General features: G+C 34.1%; 19 protein-coding genes and 2 tRNA genes. 11 read left to right on the forward strand and 10 right to left on the reverse strand.

What is annotated here, in order from left to right; all coding sequences use genetic code 11:
* Positions 1-14: 14 nt before the first annotated feature.
* Positions 15-644, reverse strand: a complete 630-nt coding sequence (gene rsmG, locus OYT91_RS10750; RefSeq protein ID WP_281237957.1) for a 16S rRNA (guanine(527)-N(7))-methyltransferase RsmG — start codon at positions 642-644, stop codon at positions 15-17.
* A gap of 106 nt (positions 645-750) precedes the next feature.
* Between rsmG and OYT91_RS10755 the strand changes: the two genes are divergently transcribed.
* The 8 genes from OYT91_RS10755 to OYT91_RS10790 all read left to right on the forward strand — a co-directional run bounded on the left by OYT91_RS10755 (position 751) and on the right by OYT91_RS10790 (position 6907).
* The gene (locus OYT91_RS10755; protein ID WP_269221779.1) at positions 751-1842 is read left to right on the forward strand and encodes a fatty acid desaturase family protein; all 1092 of its coding nucleotides are present in this window, start codon (positions 751-753) and stop codon (positions 1840-1842) included.
* A 42-nt stretch (positions 1843-1884) separates the two neighbouring features.
* The gene (locus OYT91_RS10760; protein WP_281237958.1) at positions 1885-3090 is read left to right on the forward strand and encodes a pyridoxal phosphate-dependent aminotransferase; all 1206 of its coding nucleotides are present in this window, start codon (positions 1885-1887) and stop codon (positions 3088-3090) included.
* A gap of 354 nt (positions 3091-3444) precedes the next feature.
* Positions 3445-4605, forward strand: coding sequence for a formate-dependent phosphoribosylglycinamide formyltransferase (gene purT, locus OYT91_RS10765; RefSeq protein WP_281237959.1), 1161 nt, complete (start codon positions 3445-3447; stop codon positions 4603-4605).
* Between the two features lie 4 nt (positions 4606-4609).
* The gene (locus OYT91_RS10770) at positions 4610-4930 is read left to right on the forward strand and encodes a DUF6370 family protein (protein WP_281237960.1); all 321 of its coding nucleotides are present in this window, start codon (positions 4610-4612) and stop codon (positions 4928-4930) included.
* The gene (locus OYT91_RS10775; protein WP_281237961.1) at positions 4931-5506 is read left to right on the forward strand and encodes a Crp/Fnr family transcriptional regulator; all 576 of its coding nucleotides are present in this window, start codon (positions 4931-4933) and stop codon (positions 5504-5506) included. It begins immediately after the preceding gene.
* Between the two features lie 78 nt (positions 5507-5584).
* Entirely contained in the window at positions 5585-6301 is a 717-nt protein-coding gene (locus OYT91_RS10780; protein WP_281237962.1) for a pirin family protein, read from the forward strand.
* Between the two features lie 81 nt (positions 6302-6382).
* Positions 6383-6667 carry a GNAT family N-acetyltransferase gene (locus OYT91_RS10785; protein WP_269221774.1) on the forward strand — a complete coding sequence of 95 codons (285 nt, stop codon included), beginning with the start codon at positions 6383-6385 and terminating at the stop codon, positions 6665-6667.
* A 15-nt stretch (positions 6668-6682) separates the two neighbouring features.
* Entirely contained in the window at positions 6683-6907 is a 225-nt protein-coding gene (locus OYT91_RS10790; RefSeq protein WP_281237963.1) for a (4Fe-4S)-binding protein, read from the forward strand.
* A 2-nt stretch (positions 6908-6909) separates the two neighbouring features.
* Here OYT91_RS10790 and OYT91_RS10795 read toward each other — a convergent pair whose 3' ends face one another.
* The 3 genes from OYT91_RS10795 to OYT91_RS10805 all read right to left on the reverse strand — a co-directional run bounded on the left by OYT91_RS10795 (position 6910) and on the right by OYT91_RS10805 (position 11278).
* Positions 6910-7467, reverse strand: coding sequence for a sugar O-acetyltransferase (locus OYT91_RS10795; RefSeq protein WP_281237964.1), 558 nt, complete (start codon positions 7465-7467; stop codon positions 6910-6912).
* Between the two features lie 18 nt (positions 7468-7485).
* Positions 7486-9750 (reverse strand): glycosyltransferase, encoded by a 2265-nt coding sequence (locus OYT91_RS10800; protein WP_281237965.1) that lies wholly within the window; start codon positions 9748-9750, stop codon positions 7486-7488.
* Between the two features lie 61 nt (positions 9751-9811).
* Positions 9812-11278: a glycoside hydrolase family 130 protein gene (locus OYT91_RS10805; protein WP_269221770.1), complete on the reverse strand. Its 1467-nt coding sequence runs from the start codon at positions 11276-11278 to the stop codon at positions 9812-9814.
* A gap of 580 nt (positions 11279-11858) precedes the next feature.
* Between OYT91_RS10805 and fabD the strand changes: the two genes are divergently transcribed.
* Positions 11859-12731: an ACP S-malonyltransferase gene (gene fabD, locus OYT91_RS10810; RefSeq protein ID WP_269221769.1), complete on the forward strand. Its 873-nt coding sequence runs from the start codon at positions 11859-11861 to the stop codon at positions 12729-12731.
* 126 nt (positions 12732-12857) lie between these two features.
* Here the strand turns inward: fabD and galE are convergent, their stop codons facing one another.
* Together galE and OYT91_RS10820 are read right to left on the reverse strand one after the other, a co-directional pair.
* Positions 12858-13871, reverse strand: a complete 1014-nt coding sequence (gene galE, locus OYT91_RS10815; protein ID WP_281237966.1) for a UDP-glucose 4-epimerase GalE — start codon at positions 13869-13871, stop codon at positions 12858-12860.
* Positions 13872-13956: 85 nt separating this feature from the next.
* Positions 13957-15087 (reverse strand): DegT/DnrJ/EryC1/StrS family aminotransferase, encoded by a 1131-nt coding sequence (locus tag OYT91_RS10820; RefSeq protein ID WP_281237967.1) that lies wholly within the window; start codon positions 15085-15087, stop codon positions 13957-13959.
* Positions 15088-15268: 181 nt separating this feature from the next.
* Between OYT91_RS10820 and OYT91_RS10825 the strand changes: the two genes are divergently transcribed.
* Both OYT91_RS10825 and OYT91_RS10830 read left to right on the forward strand, forming a co-directional pair.
* The gene (locus OYT91_RS10825) at positions 15269-16507 is read left to right on the forward strand and encodes a 3-deoxy-D-manno-octulosonic acid transferase (protein ID WP_281237968.1); all 1239 of its coding nucleotides are present in this window, start codon (positions 15269-15271) and stop codon (positions 16505-16507) included.
* Positions 16508-16902: 395 nt separating this feature from the next.
* Positions 16903-17115, forward strand: coding sequence for a hypothetical protein (locus tag OYT91_RS10830; RefSeq protein WP_281237969.1), 213 nt, complete (start codon positions 16903-16905; stop codon positions 17113-17115).
* Between the two features lie 160 nt (positions 17116-17275).
* On the opposite strand, the gene OYT91_RS10835 is transcribed toward OYT91_RS10830, so the two are convergent.
* The 4 genes from OYT91_RS10835 to mutS all read right to left on the reverse strand — a co-directional run bounded on the left by OYT91_RS10835 (position 17276) and on the right by mutS (position 20799).
* A complete protein-coding gene (locus tag OYT91_RS10835) occupies positions 17276-17623 on the reverse strand; it encodes a DUF1508 domain-containing protein (RefSeq protein ID WP_281237970.1) in 348 nt (115 codons plus the stop codon).
* A 104-nt stretch (positions 17624-17727) separates the two neighbouring features.
* Positions 17728-17813: transfer RNA gene (locus tag OYT91_RS10840), tRNA-Leu, on the reverse strand.
* Positions 17814-17878: 65 nt separating this feature from the next.
* Positions 17879-17951, reverse strand: a tRNA-Gly gene (locus OYT91_RS10845).
* 241 nt (positions 17952-18192) lie between these two features.
* On the reverse strand, positions 18193-20799 hold the full coding sequence (gene mutS, locus OYT91_RS10850; RefSeq protein ID WP_281237971.1) for a DNA mismatch repair protein MutS: 2607 nt from the start codon (positions 20797-20799) through the stop codon (positions 18193-18195).
* Positions 20800-20923 lie beyond the last annotated feature (124 nt).

The following is a 20923-nucleotide window of genomic DNA, read 5'->3' on the forward strand; positions in this document are numbered from 1 at the left end:
TGAAAGTTTTTAATCTACACCACAAACTTCAACGGCAAGTGCACCACTTTCTTGGTTTCAAAAAACTCATCTTCAAAGAAATCCGAAATATTATATTCAGTTGCTTTAGGAAAATCTTTCAGTTCCTCCGTTAAGTCTCCCCCTTTTAGATAAAGAATACCGTTTTTTAATTCGTGTTTGTTTTGTTTCTTTATTTTTGTTTTTACCCAAGAAACAAAATCGGGCATATTGGTCACTGCTCGACTTACGATAAAATCAAAATCGCCTTTGACATTTTCGGCACGAAGTTGTTCGGCTTTTACATTTTTCAGTTCCAATGCTTCCGCAACGGCTTGAACAACCTTAATTTTTTTGGCAATGATATCAATTAGATAAAAACGGGTTTCAGGAAAAAGTATAGCCAATGGAATACCAGGAAAACCACCGCCAGTACCCACATCCAAGACATATGTTCCGGGTTCAAACTTATTTATTTTGGCTATAGCCAAAGAATGTAATATGTGTTTAGTATACAAAGAGTCAATGTCTTTACGGGAAATAACATTGATTTTTTCATTCCAATCATGGTATAAAAAATCCAATTTTTGAAACTGTTCCTTCTGATTATCAGACAGGTTAGGAAAATACTTTAGAATCTCGTCCATCTTAAAAATTTTTAACAAAAGTACTGCTTTTAGCTTATAAATATTTAACTCAATATTGTATGTTGAAAATTTATATTAGTTACCTTTGCAAATATTCAAAAAACATATGAACAATACCCCACCTACATTTGCTAAGCAAGACAATTTGAAGTTTTTCAGAACACTTAACTCTCGTGTAAACAGCTATTTCAAAGAAAATAATATTGAGAAAACCGGAAATTGGAAGATTCATTTAAAGACTATTATTCTTTTTACTGTCTTTCTTGTTCCTTACTTTTTGATTCTTACATTAGATATGCCTTTTTGGGCACACCTACTTCTAACAATTGTCATGGGAATTGGAATGGCCGGAATTGGAATGAACGTAATGCACGATGCCAATCACGGATCGTATTCAACCAAAAGTTGGGTAAATAAATTCATGGGTGGAACGATATATGTATTAGCTGGAAACGTACACAACTGGCAAGTACAACACAACGTTTTGCACCATACTTACACCAACATTATTGGTCATGACGAAGACTTAGAAGCAGGAAGAATTATGCGTTTCTCTAAAGAAGCCGAATGGCATAAATTTCATAAATTTCAACAATACTACGCGGTATTTTTATACGGATTATTGACTTTCAATTGGGCCATAACAACTGATTTCAAACAAATGAGCAGTTACCTAAAAAGAAAATTATCTTATGGTGAACCAAAAAGCCCAAAGACACTTTGGACAACATTAATCATCACTAAAGTTATTTACTTGTCTATTTGGATTGTTTTACCAATCGTAATTGGAATCACTTGGTGGAAAGTTTTGGTTGGATTTTTCATCATGCACTATACTGCTGGATTAATCTTAAGTATTGTTTTCCAATTGGCGCATGTAGTTGACGAAGCTGCCAATCCACAACCAAACGAGGCTGGCGAAATGGAAAATACATGGGCAATTCACCAATTATTCACTACCGTTAATTTTGCACCAAAAAATAAAATTGTAAATTGGTACACTGGAGGTTTAAACCACCAAATCGAACACCACATTTTTCCGCACATTAGCCATGTACATTATGGGAAAATTGCACAAATTGTAAAGGAAACAGCCAAAGAATGCCAATTACCTTATTACGAATACAAGACAATGACTGCCGCTGTTGTTGCCCATTTCAAACATTTAAGAACACTAGGGTTAGAACCCGCACTATAATAATTATCTAAAAAAAAGAATAAACCAAAAAATTACATTTTAATGAGTAATCCACTTTCAGACAGAATTAACAATTTAGCTACATCACAAACATTAGCGATGGCTGCATTGGCAAGAGAATTAAAAGCACAAGGAAAAGACATTATCAGTTTAAGTTTAGGAGAGCCAGACTTCAATACTCCAGATTTTATCAAAGAAGCAGCTAAAAAAGCGATTGACGAAAACTACAGCACCTATTCTCCTGTAGAAGGGTATGCAGAATTGAAAGAAGCAATTTGCAGAAAATTCAAAAGAGACAACGATTTAGATTACAAACCGTCACAAATCGTGGTTTCAACAGGAGCCAAACAATCTTTGTATAACATTGCACAAGTAATGCTAAACGATGGTGACGAAGTTATTTTACCAGCACCATACTGGGTTTCGTATTTCGAAATCGTAAAATTATCAGGTGGAGTTCCTGTAGAAGTTCCAACTTCTGTAGAAACTGATTTCAAAATCACTCCAGAGCAATTAGAAGCAGCTATCACACCAAAAACAAAAATGATGTGGTTCAGTTCTCCTTGTAATCCGAGTGGATCGGTTTACAACAGAGAAGAGTTAACTGCTCTTGCCAAAGTTTTAGAAAAATACCCACACGTATACGTAGTGGCTGACGAAATTTATGAGCACATCAATTTCTCAGGAACTTTCTGCAGTATTGCTTCTATTCCAGGAATGCTAGAAAGAACCGTTACTGTAAATGGTGTTGCCAAAGCATTTGCCATGACAGGATGGAGAATTGGATATATTGGAGCACCAGAATTTATTGCAAAAGCGTGTACTAAAATACAAGGTCAAGTAACCAGTGGAGCCAACAGTATTGCACAACGTGCTACTATTACAGCTGTAGATGCTGACCCATCTGTATTGAAACACATGGTGGACGCTTTCCACAGTCGTAGAGATTTAGTCGTAGGATTGTTAAAAGAAATTCCAGGAGTAAAAATCAACGTTCCAGAAGGAGCATTCTATGTATTCCCAGACGTTTCTTCTTTCTTCGGAAAAACACTAAAAGGAACATTTATCAAAGATGCCAATGATTTCTCAATGTATCTTTTAGCCGAAGCTTGTGTAGCAACCGTAACAGGTGACGCTTTTGGAAATCCAGATTGTATCCGTTTCTCTTACGCAACTAGCGAAGAATTATTAAAAGAAGCATTACGCAGAATTAAAGAAGCGGTTTCGCTTACAGAAGTTCTAGCATAACATAAACTTGTTTAAAGTTCAAAATAGTTTAAGGTTTAAAGTTTCATTACTTTTTACTTTAAACTATTTTTTTTATGAATATTTGGGCGTGCCACCATAAAACAAAGGGGCCAACTTAGCAAACCGCTCAGTCGGCCCCTTTGTTTTATGCTGTCGGGCCATCCATGCTACTTCGGTAGCTTATTCCTGTCCCTCACGCGAGCTAGCGGTTAAAAACACGTTTAAAATATTTCAAGAAATCAGCAAAACACAATAGGCATTCCTAAAAAAAATTCACACAAATAATGTATTTTTGTGATAATTATACAAACCAAAATAAAACCACAAACCCTTAACCTTTCTAAACTTTTTTTAATGAAAATATTACTTCTAGGATCTGGCGAATTAGGAAAAGAATTTATAATCGCAGCACAACGCATCGGACAAACCGTAATTGCTGTTGACAGCTACGAAAATGCACCCGCAATGCAAGTAGCACATGGATTTGAAGTCATCAATATGCTCGATGGAGATGCTTTGGATAAAATTGTTGCCAAACACCAACCCGATTTCATCGTTCCCGAAATAGAAGCCATAAGAACCGAACGTTTTTATGATTACGAGAAACAAGGAATTACGGTTGTACCATCTGCGAAAGCGGCAAACTTCACCATGAACCGAAAAGCCATTCGAGATTTGGCCGCCAAAGATCTAGGATTGCGTACCGCCAATTATCGCTATGCTACTACCGCACAAGAATTACACGAAGGTGTAGAAGCGGTTGGAATGCCCTGTGTGGTAAAACCATTAATGTCATCCTCTGGAAAAGGGCAATCGACTATAAAAACCATTGCCGACATTGACAAAGCATGGCAATATGCGGTAGAAGGTTCTCGTGGTGATGTAGTCGAAGTTATCGTCGAAGCTTTTGTTAAATTCAATTCGGAAATTACTTTATTGACGGTTGTCCAAAACGAGAATCCTACATTATTTTGTGCTCCAATCGGGCACAGACAAGAACGTGGCGATTATCAAGAAAGCTGGCAACCCGCAAAAATATCCGATAAGGATTTATACGAAGCACAAGACATGGCCGAGAAAGTAACAGAAGCTTTGGGTGGAGCGGGATTATTTGGTGTCGAATTTTTCCTTGCTGATGACGGTGTTTATTTCTCAGAATTATCTCCAAGACCACACGATACTGGAATGGTTACTTTGGCGGGAACACAAAACTTTAATGAATTTGAATTGCATTTACGTGCCATTTTAAGTTTACCAATTTTCGAAATCACTTTAGAAAAAGCAGGAGCAAGTGCTGTAATTGCAGCTTCAGCAAACTCAGAAAACCCAAGCTATTCTGGTTTGAATAAAATTGCATCTTTACCCAAAACCGATTTTAGGATTTTTGGAAAACCAACTTCAAGACCCTATCGCAGAATGGGTGTTGCTTTGGTCAACGATACCTTAGACACTCCAATTGAAGAAGTGGTAGAAAAAACTAAAGAAGCTGCCAAATTAGTAACAGTACACCCTTAAAACCATGAAAAAAGCAACAATAATTACAATATTCTTTTTTTCTTTTGCTTTACAAGCACAAGAAAAAAACACAAAAGTAAATACTCAAATCGTTGAAGTTTCTTGTGGGGAATGCAATTTTGGCATGAAAGGAAAAAGCTGTGATCTAGCAGTTCGAATCGATGGGAAAACATATTTTGTAGATGGAACCAAAATTGACGATCACGGGGATGCACATGCCAAAGATGGCTTTTGCGAAGTGATTAGAAAAGCTGAAGTTACTGGAGAAATTATAAACAATCGCTTTCAAGCCACAACTTTCATTTTACTTCCAGAGCAAAAATAAATGGCTTTAATACTCGAAAACATTGCGCAACATATAGATCTCACTGCACAGGAGCAAGAACTTTTTTTGTCCAAAACTGAAATCCAGCATTATAAAGCTAAAACGATTTTATTGAATAGTGGCGCAATTTGCAAACACTCTTATTTTGTAAATTCAGGTATTCTGCGCAGTTTCAACATTAATGACAATATTGTAGAACACGTAATGAGTTTTGCTTGCGAAGGCTGGTGGATTGGCGACATGTACAGTTTACTTTCGCAAAAACCAGGTAACTTATTTATCGAGGTCTTGGAAGATGCCGAAGTGGTTTTATTATCCAAAGAAAATCAAGAAATATTGTATCGGGAAATTCCAAAACTAGAACGTTTCTTCAGAATACTTACCGAAAATTCACTCGTAGCCAACCAAGAGCGCTTAATGGACAACCTCAGCCTCACTGCCGAAGAGCGTTTTGAGAAATTTTGTAAAAAATACCCCACTCTCCTTCAGAAAGTTGCCCAAAAGCAGATTGCTTCCTATTTAGGTGTGACTCCTGAGTATTACAGTAAAATGAAAAACCGATTACTTAGAAAATAACTTCTTAATCTAGATTAAGTGTCAAACGCTCAAAACGATTGTAAATTTGTATAACAAAAATTACTAAATTTATACATCATGAAAAATACAGTTTTACACAAAGCAGATACAAGAGGGCATGCAGACCACGGATGGTTAAACGCGTATCATAGTTTTAGCTTTGCCAGTTGGTACAATCCAGATAGAGTTCAATTTGGCGCTTTACGCGTTTTGAACGACGATACAATTGCTGCAGGAATGGGTTTTGGCACACATCCGCATGACAATATGGAAATTATTACCATTCCGCTTGAAGGTGATTTGGCACACAAAGACAGTATGGGTAATGCCGAAATTATAAAAAATGGTGATGTTCAAGTAATGAGCGCCGGAACTGGAATTCAACACAGTGAATATAATCCAAATGCGGATCAACGTACCAAACTTTTTCAAATTTGGGTATTCCCAAAAGTAAGAAATGTAGAACCTCGTTACCAACAAATCACATTGAACACTGCTGAGCAAAAAAATAATTTTGCTCAAATTGTATCTCCAAATCCTGAGGATGCTGGAGTTTGGATTTATCAAGATGCTTGGTTTCACTTAGCTGATTTTAGTGCCGGATTTTCAAAAAAATACGAACTAAAAAAAGAAGGCAACGGCATGTACGCTTTTGTAATATCTGGAACAATTACTATTGATGGTCAGGAATTGGAGACTCGTGATGGTTTAGGAATAACTGATTTCGAAACTTTGGACATCAAAGCAACAACAGACGCAAAGTTTCTGTTAATGGAAATCCCAATGGCTTATTAATTTAGCGTAAAAGTAACTAGGATTCTAAGTTTCTGAGAGATTTAGAATCTCAGGAACTTAGAATCTTAACAAAAAAAAACCATGAGCGATACAGTAACTATAGAATTCAATGACAAAAACGGTAGTTTCAATATTACAAACGAAGGCAGAAAAGTAGCTTTGATGACTTTTGTATTTGCTGGTCCCAATAAAATAATCATTGATCACACCGAAGTTTCTCCCGTATTTAATGGCAAAGGTCTGGGCAAAAAATTAATAGAAAAAGCCGTTGAAGTAGCAAGACAAAAAAAATGGACAATTATTCCGCTATGTCCTTTTGCAAAAAAAACATTTGAAAAAAATCCTGAATATAATGACGTACTCTAAATTAAATTATTTGAAATGGATCCAAAAAACATCAAAAAAGAATACACTAATGGCGAAGTAACTATTGTATGGCAATCCGGAAATTGCATTCATTCCGGAAATTGCGTACGCAACAATCCTGACGTTTTCAAACCGAAAGAACAACCCTGGATTACGGCCGAAAATTCAACAACAGAAAAAATAATAGAGACCATCAACAAATGTCCATCAGGAGCGTTGAGTTTTTACAGGAACAAATAGATTTAATCCTCATTTAATTTCCGAATCACTTTGGCAGGATTACCCACTGCCAAAGAATTTTCGGGAATATCTTTGGTTACTACAGATCCCGCACCAATTACACAACCATTACCAATTGTGACTCCCGGACAAATTACAGAGTTCCCTCCTATCCAACAATCATCTCCAATAGAAACAGGATTTGAACTTTCAACAGTTCTCCTTTCTATGGCATTCAGCGGATGGGTAGCTGTGTATATATGAACGCCTGGTGCAAAGAAAACATTTTTGCCAATAGTCACTTTCATAGTATCCAAAACCACACAATTGACATTAAAATACACATTCTCCCCCGAATGGATATTGTACCCATAATCACAATGAAACGGTGGCTCTATATACAATCGCTTATGAGAATTAGGCAATAACTCCCGGAGAATAGCACGTGATTTCCCATTCATCAAATATTCTGTAACATTTAATTTATGCAATAATTTTTTGGCATTAGTACGCTCTTGCATAAGTTCTTTATCATTGGCAAAGTAGATTTCGCCTAAAAGCATTTTTTCTTTTTCTGTCATTTTAGAAAAATTTCAATATCAAATTGCAAATATACCAGCTGTTTCTGAATACCTATAATCATCTTCATTTTTATATTTATCCATAATCATTTGAGCTTTAAAGAAACACAATGTAGATTCAGCCCCTTGATTAATATTCACATTTTTTTCTTCCAATCCATCATAAGAAGCACCATTTACAGGATTATAAATAATCTGATTCAGGTGATTATTTCCCAAGAACCAAGAAAAAGCCATATTTAGCTGGTTTTTATATTTTACATTTCCAGTTACTTCATAAAACAAATGTAAGGTAATAATTGTTGTTGCCACTTCAATAGGCTGCTCTCCATAAGCATTTTTTTTCTTACCTTTTACAAACCAGCCTCTGTTGGAGATTACGCTAAATTCCCCTTTCATAAAATAATGAGAAAGCAAAAAATCAAATGTAATTAAGGCAATTTTTTTATATTTTAAATCCCCTGTTGCCAAAAAACCATACATCATCGCCTCAGGCAACACATTATTTACATACGTCATATAATCCTCATACCAACACCAATTCTCATCAGAATTGATATGATAATGATTGAGCAATTTATCTGCGAGTTGAATAATATTGTTTTTTATTTTTTCCTCAGGATTAACGGTGTAATAGTGATATAATCCCTTTAAGGTATAGGCAATTGCTCTTGGAGAAGTAACAGAATCAACATGAAATACTGCCTTATCCCAAACTTTTTGAGCTTGTTCAACAAGAGCGTAGGGAAGCAAATTATGATTGGATAATGTATAACCCAAACTCCACAAAGCTCTTCCATTAGAATCCTCAAGATTTACTAATTCATTTTGCGATGTCAAATCTAGATTTAAATCTTTGTAATTATCAAATTTACCGTCTTCCCTTTGTATTCCTGCCACAAAATTCAAATAGATACTAGCCAAGCTCAAAGTATCAGCATCTTTGCTTGAATTGTAATACATAATTAAGTTAATTAATGCTCTTGCATTATCATCCAACGTATAACCAGATGAAAAATCAGGTTGACTAAAATTTGAAAATTGTAGCATTCCATATTCGGTGGTCAATTCCTTAATATGATTTAATTTTATACGTGGGAAATTCAATTTTAGGTTTTTCTTGTTTTCAGTCACTTCTGCAAAAAGGAATCCATATTTTATGGCTATATTTTCCCAAGTAGTTTCATGGGTTAAAGCATATCCATTCCGACTCATTTCTAATCTTTTCTCCTTATTTTCAACCAATTCTAAAATAGCCTCTTGAAACTCGTTGGGTTTATCAAATTCCTTTAATAATATTCCGATTCCTGAGTTCAAATCTTCTTTGGCATGAGCTATTGGTGTCGAGATAATAGCACAACCACAACTCATGGCATAAGCAAAAGTGCCGCTAACAGCTTGATTGGGATCCTTGGAAGAAAACAAATAAATATCAGACATGATCAAATAATTGAGAAGTTCTTTTAAATCTAAAAATTCATCAATAAAGATCACATTATTCTCAATTTTAAGTTCCTTAGTAGTCTCAACTAGCATAGTTCGGTATTTTTCTCCTTCTTTATTCAAAACTTCGGGATGCGTTTTTCCGATTACCAAATAAATCACTTCGGGGTGTTTTGCAATAACATTTGGCAAGGCATGCAAAACAGTTTCTATATTCTTATTGGCACTAATTAATCCAAATGTTGATAAAACAATTTTATCAGAATAGTGAAAATCCTTTTTAATTTTCTCCTTTTGATCCCAAAGAACCATATGTGTCCCATGCGGAATTACCCTTAATTTTGACTCCAAACAATCATAGTCTTGCATCAAAATCTCTTGGGATTTTTTTGTAAGAACCACAATTTTGTTTGACAAATCAATGATGGCTTGAACAATTTTTTTTAATTTATCATTCGGTCCAGGCAATACTGTATGAAAAACGGTTGCAACAGGTTTATTTACAGCTAGTAAAAAAGACAATAAATAATCCCCATAATCACCTTCAAAAAGGCCAAATTCATGTTCGATACAAACCATTCCAATATCGTCACGATTATTAATCTTTTCGGCCAAAAGACGGTAATCATTAATAGAGTTGACATTTAGTATATAATGAACATCTGGATCATATTCGAATTGATTTTCTTTTTTTTGCAAGGCACATACTTCTATTGGTAGCGATTTTCCAAAGACCAATTTAACGGAATTTACTATATCATTAGAAAAAGTTGCTATTCCACATTGTCTAGGCGGGTAGGAACTCATTAATAACATAGTTTTATTTTTCTTTAATTTCATGGCTATTACTTTTATTGCTTATGCATTTAATTAGAAATCAATTGCTATATAAAACATCAACTTATTGTTTGCTTTTCTTTAAGGCATCCAATAATTCTACCAAGTCTACCACAGCATAGGTAGAGGAATAATCGGACACTGCATAGGGTAATATTAGGCTGTTATTATGAATTATTGAACCACAGGAATACACTACATTTGGCACATAACCTTCTCGTTCGTCTTCAAGAGGGCTAAGCAAGGGCTCAGCTAATCTGCCAATTTCTTTGCTAGGATCCTCTAAATCAAACAATGAAGCACCAATACAATACCGTCTCATAGCACCTACACCATGTGTAATTACAAGCCAGCCTTCTTCTGTCCATAAAGGTGATCCACAATTACCAATTTGGGTATATTCCCATGGATATTTGGGTTTCTGAATAATTTGTGGATTTTTCCATTCGTTAGGACGTTTAGAGTACATCAAATAATTATTGACCCCATCAATTCTGCCTAGCATGGCATATTTACCTTTTATTCTTTTAGGAAACAAAGCCATACCCTTGCTTTGTGATCCTTCACCATATAAAGGCATTATCCGAAAAGTATAAAAATCTTCTGTTGTAATTAATTTTGAAAGTATCGAATGTCCATTATAAGCAGTGTAAGTTCCCATTACACTATCGAAATAGCCATCATCACTAAAACGAACAAAACGGGCATCTTCAATTCCTCGGCTTTCTGTATCAGAAATAGGAAAAATAACACGCTCAGAAATATCGGAATCATGTTTAAATTGCACATCATAAAAAGAATCCAACAACCAAATCACCTCTTCATAAGCCTCACTTTTTTCTTTACTTGTATTTGGATTTGCCAATTCTTTCATCAAGGCATTTTTCAACACTTCATACTCAAAAACTTCTGGAAAATCACATAAAATATTTGAATAAATATCCAAGGTATGCATTTCTGCTAATTTAGAAAGAACTCGCTTTTTGTTAAACATCATTTTATGCAAAACCTCTGCTTTTTCAATATCATCACCAATACGCATCATTCGCAAATTATTCTCTTTATCTATAATTCCTCTTCTAAATACGATAGAGGAAACATGGCCTTCTCCAGTCGCCCGAAATGAAATAACAACCCGTTTTTCACCCTTTTCCAGACTCGTTTGATCAAAATCTTCCACCATGGATGGGTTAAAAAAAGCAGCAGACTCTATGGAATATTCCATTGTAAGATAAGAGCCTATTAGTAGTTTTTGTTCTTCTGACAAATCAGCTACATTAATTTGCATTTCGGCAATTATATTCGAAATATTTTGAAAATTACTATAAAAAATTTCCGAAATATTACGGTGTCTTCGTGCAAATCCTCTATTTATTTGTTCTAGGGTATGAGAAACTTCATAATTACTCATAACCAATATACGACCAACAAGTTCTTTGGTTCGTTGTTCTCCACTATTGAAATATCGAGCCACAACCCTACTTGAATCAGGCATAAATTTCAAGTCTTTTCGAGTAACAGATACTTTCATAAAAAATATTAATTTAATTAAAATATATTAAGTAAGCATATTATGATTGTAGTAGGAAGGGCTTTTTTTAGAACTAAAGCCAATTTATTTATTAATAAAGCAACACTTCATTAAATCGGATAGAGGCATCTATTTAAATATAAATACAGATTAAAGGGTTTTGTTATTTTAGGGATAACAAAAGTTTAAAAAAATTTAGTCAGAACTTTTTAAAATTTTTCTAAACAAACACTATCAAATATACGAATAAAAAACAACTTAACTTAATGATAATTATCACATTACAAATACTCTAAAAAAAACTTATTTAAAAAATAAAATCCCCTCATTTAGGCCCTGATTACTCTACTATGCTTTTATTTTCAAAAGCGTTCATTGAACTTCATTTGCAATAAAACACATTTTATTCCAAGGCAAGTTTTTGATCACTGCCATGGAATAAAAGATGGAAAAGAATAGCAGAAGAACTGTTCTTAAGAAGCAAAAAATTGCTGCTCCTAAAAAAAGTAGTATTTTTGCAATCTGAAAAAACAAATTAGTACCCAGAAAAAGCTGAAGGGTTAAACTTAAAAAACAACAGATGAAAGCATACGTATTTCCAGGTCAAGGCGCACAATTCACCGGAATGGGCAAAGACTTATATGAAAACTCACCATTAGCAAAAGAATTATTTGAAAAAGCGAATGAAATTTTAGGTTTCCGCATTACCGATATTATGTTTGAAGGTACAGCAGAGCAATTGAAAGAAACCAAAGTAACGCAACCAGCTGTTTTTTTACACTCGGTTATTTTGGCTAAAACCTTGGAAGATTTTAAACCAGAAATGGTAGCAGGTCACTCATTGGGTGAATTTTCGGCATTGGTGGCTAATGGCGCTTTGTCTTTTGAAGATGGTTTAAAATTAGTTTCGCAACGTGCGCTAGCGATGCAAAAAGCTTGCGAAATCAAACCTTCAACAATGGCTGCCGTTTTAGGATTAGCAGATAATATTGTAGAAGAAGTTTGTGCATCAATTGATGGAGTTGTGGTTGCTGCCAATTACAACTGCCCTGGACAATTAGTAATTTCGGGAGAAACTACAGCTGTAGAAAAAGCCTGCGAAGCTATGAAAACTGCTGGTGCAAAACGTGCATTATTACTACCTGTTGGCGGAGCTTTTCACTCTCCAATGATGGAACCTGCTAGAGAAGAACTAGCGGCAGCTATAGAAGCGACAACATTCTCTACCCCTATTTGTCCGGTATATCAAAACGTAACGGCAACTGCAGTTTCATCACCAGAAGAAATAAAGAAAAATTTAATCATACAATTGACTGCTCCAGTACGTTGGACCCAATCTGTACAACAAATGATTGCTGATGGTGCTACTTTATTTACCGAAGTAGGTCCAGGAAAAGTATTAGCTGGTTTGATTGGGAAAATTGATAAAGAAGCTGCAACCGCAAATGCTTAATTAATTTTTTAGTCAAAACCGACCTATAAAATAATCCTCATGAACAGTTGTTTATGAGGATTTTATTATTTACAAAAAAAACCAAATCATCAACTTGACAATTTGGTTTTTTTTATAATGTGAAATCTAACTTCTAATTTTCTGTTCCCATTTCCAGGCGCTCTCCATGGCTTCATCCAAAGAAGACTGCGCTTTCCAACCCAATATATTATTGGCTTTATCGGTATTTGCGTAAGCTTCGGTAATATCACCTTCTCTACGGGGTACAATTTTGTAAGGGAGTTTTTTGCCGCTTACTTTTTCGAAACTTCGAATGACTTCCAACACAGAACTTCCTGTTCCAGTTCCAAGATTGAATGTTTCTACTTTTTCTGTATTTTTTTTATTTAACAAACGTTGTAAAGCGATTACATGGGCTTTCGCCAAATCGACTACGTGTATATAATCACGAATGCAGGTTCCATCTGGAGTTGGGTAATCATCTCCAAAAACAGCTAATTCCTCACGCAATCCAAAACCAGTCTGGGTTATAAAAGGCACTAAATTTTGAGGAACTCCTATTGGTAACTCCCCTATTTCAGCCGACGGATGTGATCCAATTGGGTTGAAATAGCGCAACAATATTGCATTAATATTTGTAGCTTTTGCCACATCCTGAATTATTTCTTCGCCTATTTTTTTGGTATTTCCATAAGGAGAAATAGGTTGTTGAACGGGCGCATTCTCAGTGATTGGCATTTTTTTGGCTTGACCATAAACGGTACAAGAAGAACTGAATATAAAATTAGCTTCTGGTTTTTTTTCTAATTCTTGCAAAATATAAACCAGCGTTCCAATATTGTTTTCATAATAAAGCAATGGATTCTCAACGCTTTCTCCAACTGCTTTAGAAGCCGCAAAATGAATAACACCCGCAAGATCTATATGCTTATTAAAGAATCCTTGAACACTATTTTTATCCCTTAAATCCAATTTTTCGAATAGAGGCATTTTGCCTGTAATAGTGACAATCCCTTTTAATACTTCTTCTGAAGAATTGGAAAGATTATCAATAATAACCACTTCAAAACCCTCGTTTTGTAGCTCAACTACGGTATGCGAACCGATAAAACCCAATCCTCCTGTTACTAGTATTTTCATATTTGCTTTTTTTAGAAAACAGATAAAAGAGAATAGAAAACGACTCTATAACAAATCTATTTTCTAAAATCTATATTCTTTTCTCCTATTTTAAAAACTCTAAAACGCTATCCGTAATAAATTTTATTTGTTCATCATCAAGTTCTGTATGCATTGGTAATGAAATCACTTCTTTTACCAACTGATTTGTTACTGGGAAATCTTCTTCTTTGTAACGCACGTCCAAATAGGCTTTTTGTGAATGCAACGGAATTGGATAATAAATAGCACAAGGAATTCCTTTATCCAACAAATGCTGCATCAAACCGTTTCTATCGGCATCTATAATGCGTAATGTGTATTGATGAAAAACATGACAATCACAATTATCACAAATAGTTGGCGCAATAATATTTTTATGTCCTTCAAAAGCAGCGTTATATTTTCTGGCTGCATCTTGTCTTGCTTTTCCGTATTCATCCAAAAAGGGTAACTTGGCATTAAGAACTGCAGCTTGAATACTATCCAAGCGAGAATTTACTCCTACTACATCATGATGGTAACGTTCGTACATTCCATGATTTACAATCCCTCTTAATTTGTGTGCCAAAGCATCGTCATTGGTGAAAATTGCTCCACCATCACCATAACATCCTAAGTTTTTTGATGGAAAAAAAGAAGTAGAAGAAACATGTCCAATAGTTCCTGCTTTCTTTTTTGTTCCACCAGAGAATTTACAATTGGCTCCAATAGCTTGAGCATTATCTTCAATTACATATAAATTATGTTCCTTGGCAATAGTCATAATAGCTTCCATATTGGCTGCACGACCAAACAAATGAACCGGAACAATTGCTTTAGTTTTTGGAGTTATTGCTTTTTTAATTGCTTCAATAGAAATATTCATATTTACCAAATCTACATCTACTAAAACAGGTGTTAATTGTAGCAAAGCAATTACCTCAACAGTAGCTGCAAAAGTAAAATCGGCAGTAATCACTTCGTCTCCAGGTTTTAAACCTAGTCCCATCATAGCAATTTGCAAAGCATCTGTTCCATTAGCACATGGAATCACATGTTTAACTCCTAAATAATCTTCTAATGATTTTTGAAACGCATGAACCTGAGGCCCATTAATATAAGTATTGGTATCCAAAACTTCTTGAATCGAAGCGTTTACGGTTGCTGCGATTTTATCATATTGACTTTTCAAGTCAACCATTTGTATTTTTTTCATGTATTCTTTTTTAACATCTCATGCCATTCACGAGACCAATTAATAGAAGTAAACTTGCCGTAAGACCAAATTTTACATCAATTTAGCAATCCCAAACAAGCACAACAAAAATAGTTATTTAATGAGTTTAAACCAATGAAAATAACACAAAGAAAATGTATTTTTACAAAAAAAAATATCAATGCATTTTCTCTACAATTTAACTATTCAATTCGTCCAGTTAGTATTAAAAACCATTGCCCTATTTAGCCCAAAAATGAAACTTTTTGTGAACGGCAGGAAAAATGTATTTTCTATATTAGAACAAAAAATAGCCACTCAAGATCGCACAATATGGTTTCATGCAGCCTCTTTAGGAGAATACGAACAAGGCCTACCCGTAATTGAAAAGATCAAAGACAAATACCCTAATCATAAAATTGTAGTTACTTTTTTCTCTCCTTCGGGTTACGAAGTACGCAAAAACAACACTATTGCTGACGTAACAGTTTACCTTCCTTTGGATACACCCAAAAACGCCAAAAAATTTTTAAAATTAGTACATCCTGAACTCGTATTCTTTATTAAATATGAATTTTGGATTAATTACTTAAATCAATTACACAAAAAGAACACTCCTACCTATTTGATTTCAGGGATTTTTAGAGAAAAACAATTATTCTTTAAATGGTATGGAGGATTTTACAGAAAAGCTTTAGACACTTTTACTCACTTTTTTGTTCAAAATGAAATCTCAAAAAAACTAATCACTCAGTTAGGCAAAACAAATGTTACAATTTCAGGAGACACTCGTTTTGACAGAGTGGTAGCCATTTTAGAAAAAAACAATTCATTGGATTTTATAAGTCAATTTAAAAACAATAAAACAACAATCGTAATAGGAAGTTCATGGCCGAAGGATGAATCTTTACTCATAGAATATATCAATTCTTGCACAAAAGATGTAAAATTCATCATTGCTCCCCACAACATCAAAACAGAACAAATTCAGCTATTACAAAAAAATATAACAAAAAAATCTATTTTATTTTCTAAAAAAGAGAACCTTGATTTATCACAATTTGACGTGTTTATCATTGATACTATTGGTATATTGACAAAAATATATAGCTATGCAGATATTGCCTATGTCGGCGGTGGTTTTGGAAACCCAGGCGTTCACAACTTATTAGAACCTGCAACATTTGGCATCCCTATAGTAATAGGACCAAATTACTCGCACTTTGACGAGGCTACAAAATTAGTTCAATTAAAAGGCTGTTTTTCTATTAAAACCCATCAAGAATTAAACGCAACATTTTCAATACTAATTGATAATAAAACAATTAGACTTAAAACAGGTAAAATATGCGAATCTTTTGTACAAAAAAACAAAGGAGCAACAGAAACTATTTTAAACAAAATAAAACTACCTCTTTAAATCAAAATAAAACAAACAAAAAAACTCAAAAAAACTCAAATAAAACACACTAATCCCTTACATTCCATTAGTTATTAGTTTAAGCTACACAACCAAAAATACTATTAATTCCTAAAAAAAATTAAAACGTGAATTCCTTTACAGGAAACACTTATAAAAACATGAATTTCAACACATAGAGATAACTTTAAGTTCTCGTTTATGTTTAAAACACTGACCTGAACTCATATTACAATTTAACTTTTACAAATATTTTCTGATTATTATATCCTAAAAGGAAAAGCTAAAGTCCTGATAGAAAATTATTTTAAAAAAATAAATGAAAAAATATTTTACATATTAAAAATTTTATATCTTTGCCACGAATTAATAATTAACCTTTATATTAAATTAAGATGAAAAAAGTATTTTTAAGTTTAGCTGTTGTTGCTGTATTAACTGTTGTATCATGTAAAAAAGCTGACGCTGCTGCTGAAGAAACTGTAGCTGTAGATTCTACTGCTGTTGTTGCTGATACTACTGCTGTTGTTGCTGACACTACTGCTGTAGCTGCTGACACTACTGCTGCTGCTCCTGCTGCAACTCCTGCTGCTGCACCAGCTAAGTAATTTCAAATTACGCTAGAAAAAAATAAGCTGCATTTTATGCAGCTTTTTTTTTGGTTTTATTTTACTGCAAACAACTTACACCAACAAATAAAACCCCAAAAAAAATGCTATCCAGAAAATTTCCAAAATAGCATTTTTTTATTCAATAAAAGCTTCGAATTCAATCCAAAAAAATAAAATCATTTTCCGAGAAATCCAATATCTCCGACACCGAAGCATATTTTACAATTTCATCAATACCTTTCTGAACCCTTAATTCTGTTGTATACTTTCTACTTAACGCAATTTGTGCACCATCCAAAAAAAGCTTAAAAAAGTACTTATTCCCTGGTGATTTAAATTTAGAAAAAGTTGCCAATTCTATATTGTTTTTAAAATATTCTATAGCTTCCTCACATTCAAATTTAAGCTCATATCGCATACTAGTAAAAATCACTTTCCCTTTTCTTGACGTAAATACAAATTTGTAATGATCATCAAATCTTTTACTTATTACAAAAGCCCCCATTTGATTTAAGATTTAAGATTATAACACCTGAAGAATAAAACAATAAAAAAAACCAACCACTATACCATAAAAAAAAGCCCCAAACATAGTTTGAAGCTTTCTTGTACTCAGAGCGGGACTTGAACCCGCACGAACATTGCTGTTCACTGGATTTTAAGTCCAGCGTGTCTACCAATTTCACCATCCGAGCGAATTACTTTATGTTTTATACTTAAAAATTAAATAAAAAACAAACCAAGTATTATTTGGTACTTGAGCGAAAAACGGGGCTCGAACCCGCGACCTCGACCTTGGCAAGGTCGCGCTCTACCAACTGAGCTATTTTCGCATTTTCAATTCTTAAAAAGAACAGCAACACTTGATTTCTATTAACTCACCAACTTTATCAATCAGAGGAGTTCGTTGAACTTGTTTGCGGTTGCAAATTTAGAACATTTATTCAATTACACAAGCCTTTTTTTTAAAAAAATTGAAGAATAAAATTAACCTTCTGACAACGATTTGTTTAAGAATAAAAAAAATAAATTTCAAATTTCCAGAATCCGTTTTTATCACAATAAACTAAAAACTCACCTTCTTGATAACATCCTTTTTATTTCATTGAGCTTCATCAATGCTTCAACAGGAGTGATGGTATTTATATCTAAATTTACGATCTCTTCTTTGATTTCTTCCAACAACGGATCATCAAGATTAAAGAAACTCATTTGCATCTCTTCTTTATCCGATTTAATCCCTACAAGAGCATCGCTAGAATGATTTTTTTCTAGCTTTTTCAACATTTTCTGCGCTCTTGATATAACAAGCTGAGGCATTCCAGCCATTTTTGCTACATGAATTCCAAAACTATGTGCAGATCCCCCTTTTACCAATTTACGTATAAAAAGTACCGTATCTTTTAATTCCTTGACCGAAACATTATAATTCTGAATTCGAGGCATCGAATCACTCATTTCATTCAACTCGTGATAATGTGTCGCAAACAAAGTTTTAGGCCTAGAGGGATGCTCATGCAAAAACTCTGCAATAGCCCACGCAATAGAAATCCCATCATAAGTACTAGTTCCTCTTCCTATTTCATCTAGCAACACCAAACTTCGGTCTGAAATATTATTCAAGATAGAAGCAGTTTCATTCATTTCTACCATAAAAGTAGATTCACCCATCGATATGTTATCACTCGCTCCTACTCTAGTAAATATTTTATCCACTATTCCCATTCTGACACTCTCGGCAGGTACAAAACTTCCCATTTGAGCCAACAATACTATTAATGCAGTTTGACGCAAAATAGCCGACTTACCAGACATATTAGGCCCTGTAATCATGATCAACTGTTGCACTTCCCTATCTAAGAAAACATCATTAGCAATATACGGAATTCCAACTGGTAATTGTTTTTCGATAACAGGATGCCTACCATTTTTAATTTCAAGTTCAAAAGTATCGTCAATATCTGGACATACGTATTTATTTTCGATAGCCAATTGAGTAAACGAACACAAACAATCCAATTGCGCCACCAAATTGGCATTCATTTGAACAGGTTTAATATATGTAGCAATCCAACTCACCAATTGCTCAAACAAATCGGATTCTATTTTATGAATTTTTTCTTCTGCTCCAAGAATTTTAGTTTCATATTCTTTTAATTCTTCGGTAATATATCGTTCAGCGCTGACCAACGTTTGTTTTCTTATCCATTCTGGCGGCACTTTATCTTTGTGTGTATTTCGAACTTCGATATAGTATCCAAAAACATTGTTAAATGATATTTTTAGAGAAGAAATCCCCGTACGTTCGGACTCTCTTTTTTCGATTCCCTCCAAAAACTGCTTTCCAGAAGTAGAAATGGCGCGCAAATCATCCAATTCAGCATTAATTCCTTTTGCAATAGCATTCCCTTTTGCAACTGCAACAGGCGCATCTTGATTCAAGGTGATTTTTATCTTTTCACGCAATAAATCACAACTGTGCAAACTATCTCCAATTACTTTTACAGCTTCTTGAGGACTTGCTAAAGCTAAAGTTTTCACAGGAATAATAGCATCCAAAGATTCTTTAAGGTAAACCACCTCGCGAGGCGAAACCTTACCTGTAGCAATTTTAGAAATCAAACGCTCCAAATCTGAAATCTGCTTGATTTGGTTTTGAATTTTTTTCAAAATATCTTGATTTTCATTCAAATAGGAAACTACCTGATGACGGCTTTTTATTTTATTACTATCCTTTAAAGGCAAAGCTAACCAACGTTTTAACAATCGTCCCCCCATTGGCGAAAGTGTTTTATCAATCACATCTAAAAGTGTAACTGCATTTGGATTATAACTGTGATACAATTCAAGGTTTCGAATCGTAAAACGATCCATCCAAACATAAGCATCTTCGGCAATTCTCTGAATAGCCGTAATATGTTGCACCTTATTATGTTGTGTTTCTGATAAATAATAAAGAATAGCTCCAGAGGCAATAATTCCTTCATTTAATTCCTCGATTCCAAAACCTTTTAAAGAAACCGTTTGAAAATGTTTCGTTAATATTTCAAAAGCATAATCTTCTTTGAAGATCCAATCTTCAAGATAGAAATTATGAAAATCTTCACCGAAAATTTCGCGAAAATCACTTTTATTATTTTTTGGAACTAAAACTTCAGATGGATTAAAATTTTGAAGCAGTTTATCGATGTATTCAGCATTGCCCTGAGCTGTTAAAAACTCACCCGTAGAAACATCCAAAAATGAAACACCAATTGTTTTATTGGTAAAATAAATAGCTGCCAAGAAATTATTGGTTTTGGACTGTAAAACCTCATCATTCATAGATACTCCAGGAGTTACTAATTCTGTAACACCACGCTTTACAATAGTTTTAGTCATTTTTGGATCTTCCAATTGATCACAAATTGCAACACGAAGGCCCGCTTTGACTAATTTTGGCAAGTAGGTATTAATGGAATGATGCGGAAAACCCGCCAGTGCCGTTTCCGTTTCAGAACCCGCACCTCTTTTTGTCAATGTTATTCCTAGGATTTTTGAAGCACGAACAGCGTCTTCCCCAAAAGTTTCATAAAAATCTCCCACACGAAACAACAAACAAGCATCAGGATATTTCCTTTTGATTTCATTGTACTGTTTCATTAATGGAGTCTCTTTAACTATCTTATCTTTTGCTGCCAAAATTGTTGTATTTGAATGAATAAAAAACTCAGCGAATTTATAATTTTATATACAAAAAACTAAGGAGAAAAAAATTTAAATTAGTTTTAAGAAAAATTTACATTGCAATTTTGTTTATTTGTAT

Origin of the sequence: Flavobacterium praedii, from assembly GCF_026810365.1 — a bacterium.
GTDB classification, from domain to species: Bacteria; Bacteroidota; Bacteroidia; order Flavobacteriales; family Flavobacteriaceae; genus Flavobacterium; species Flavobacterium praedii.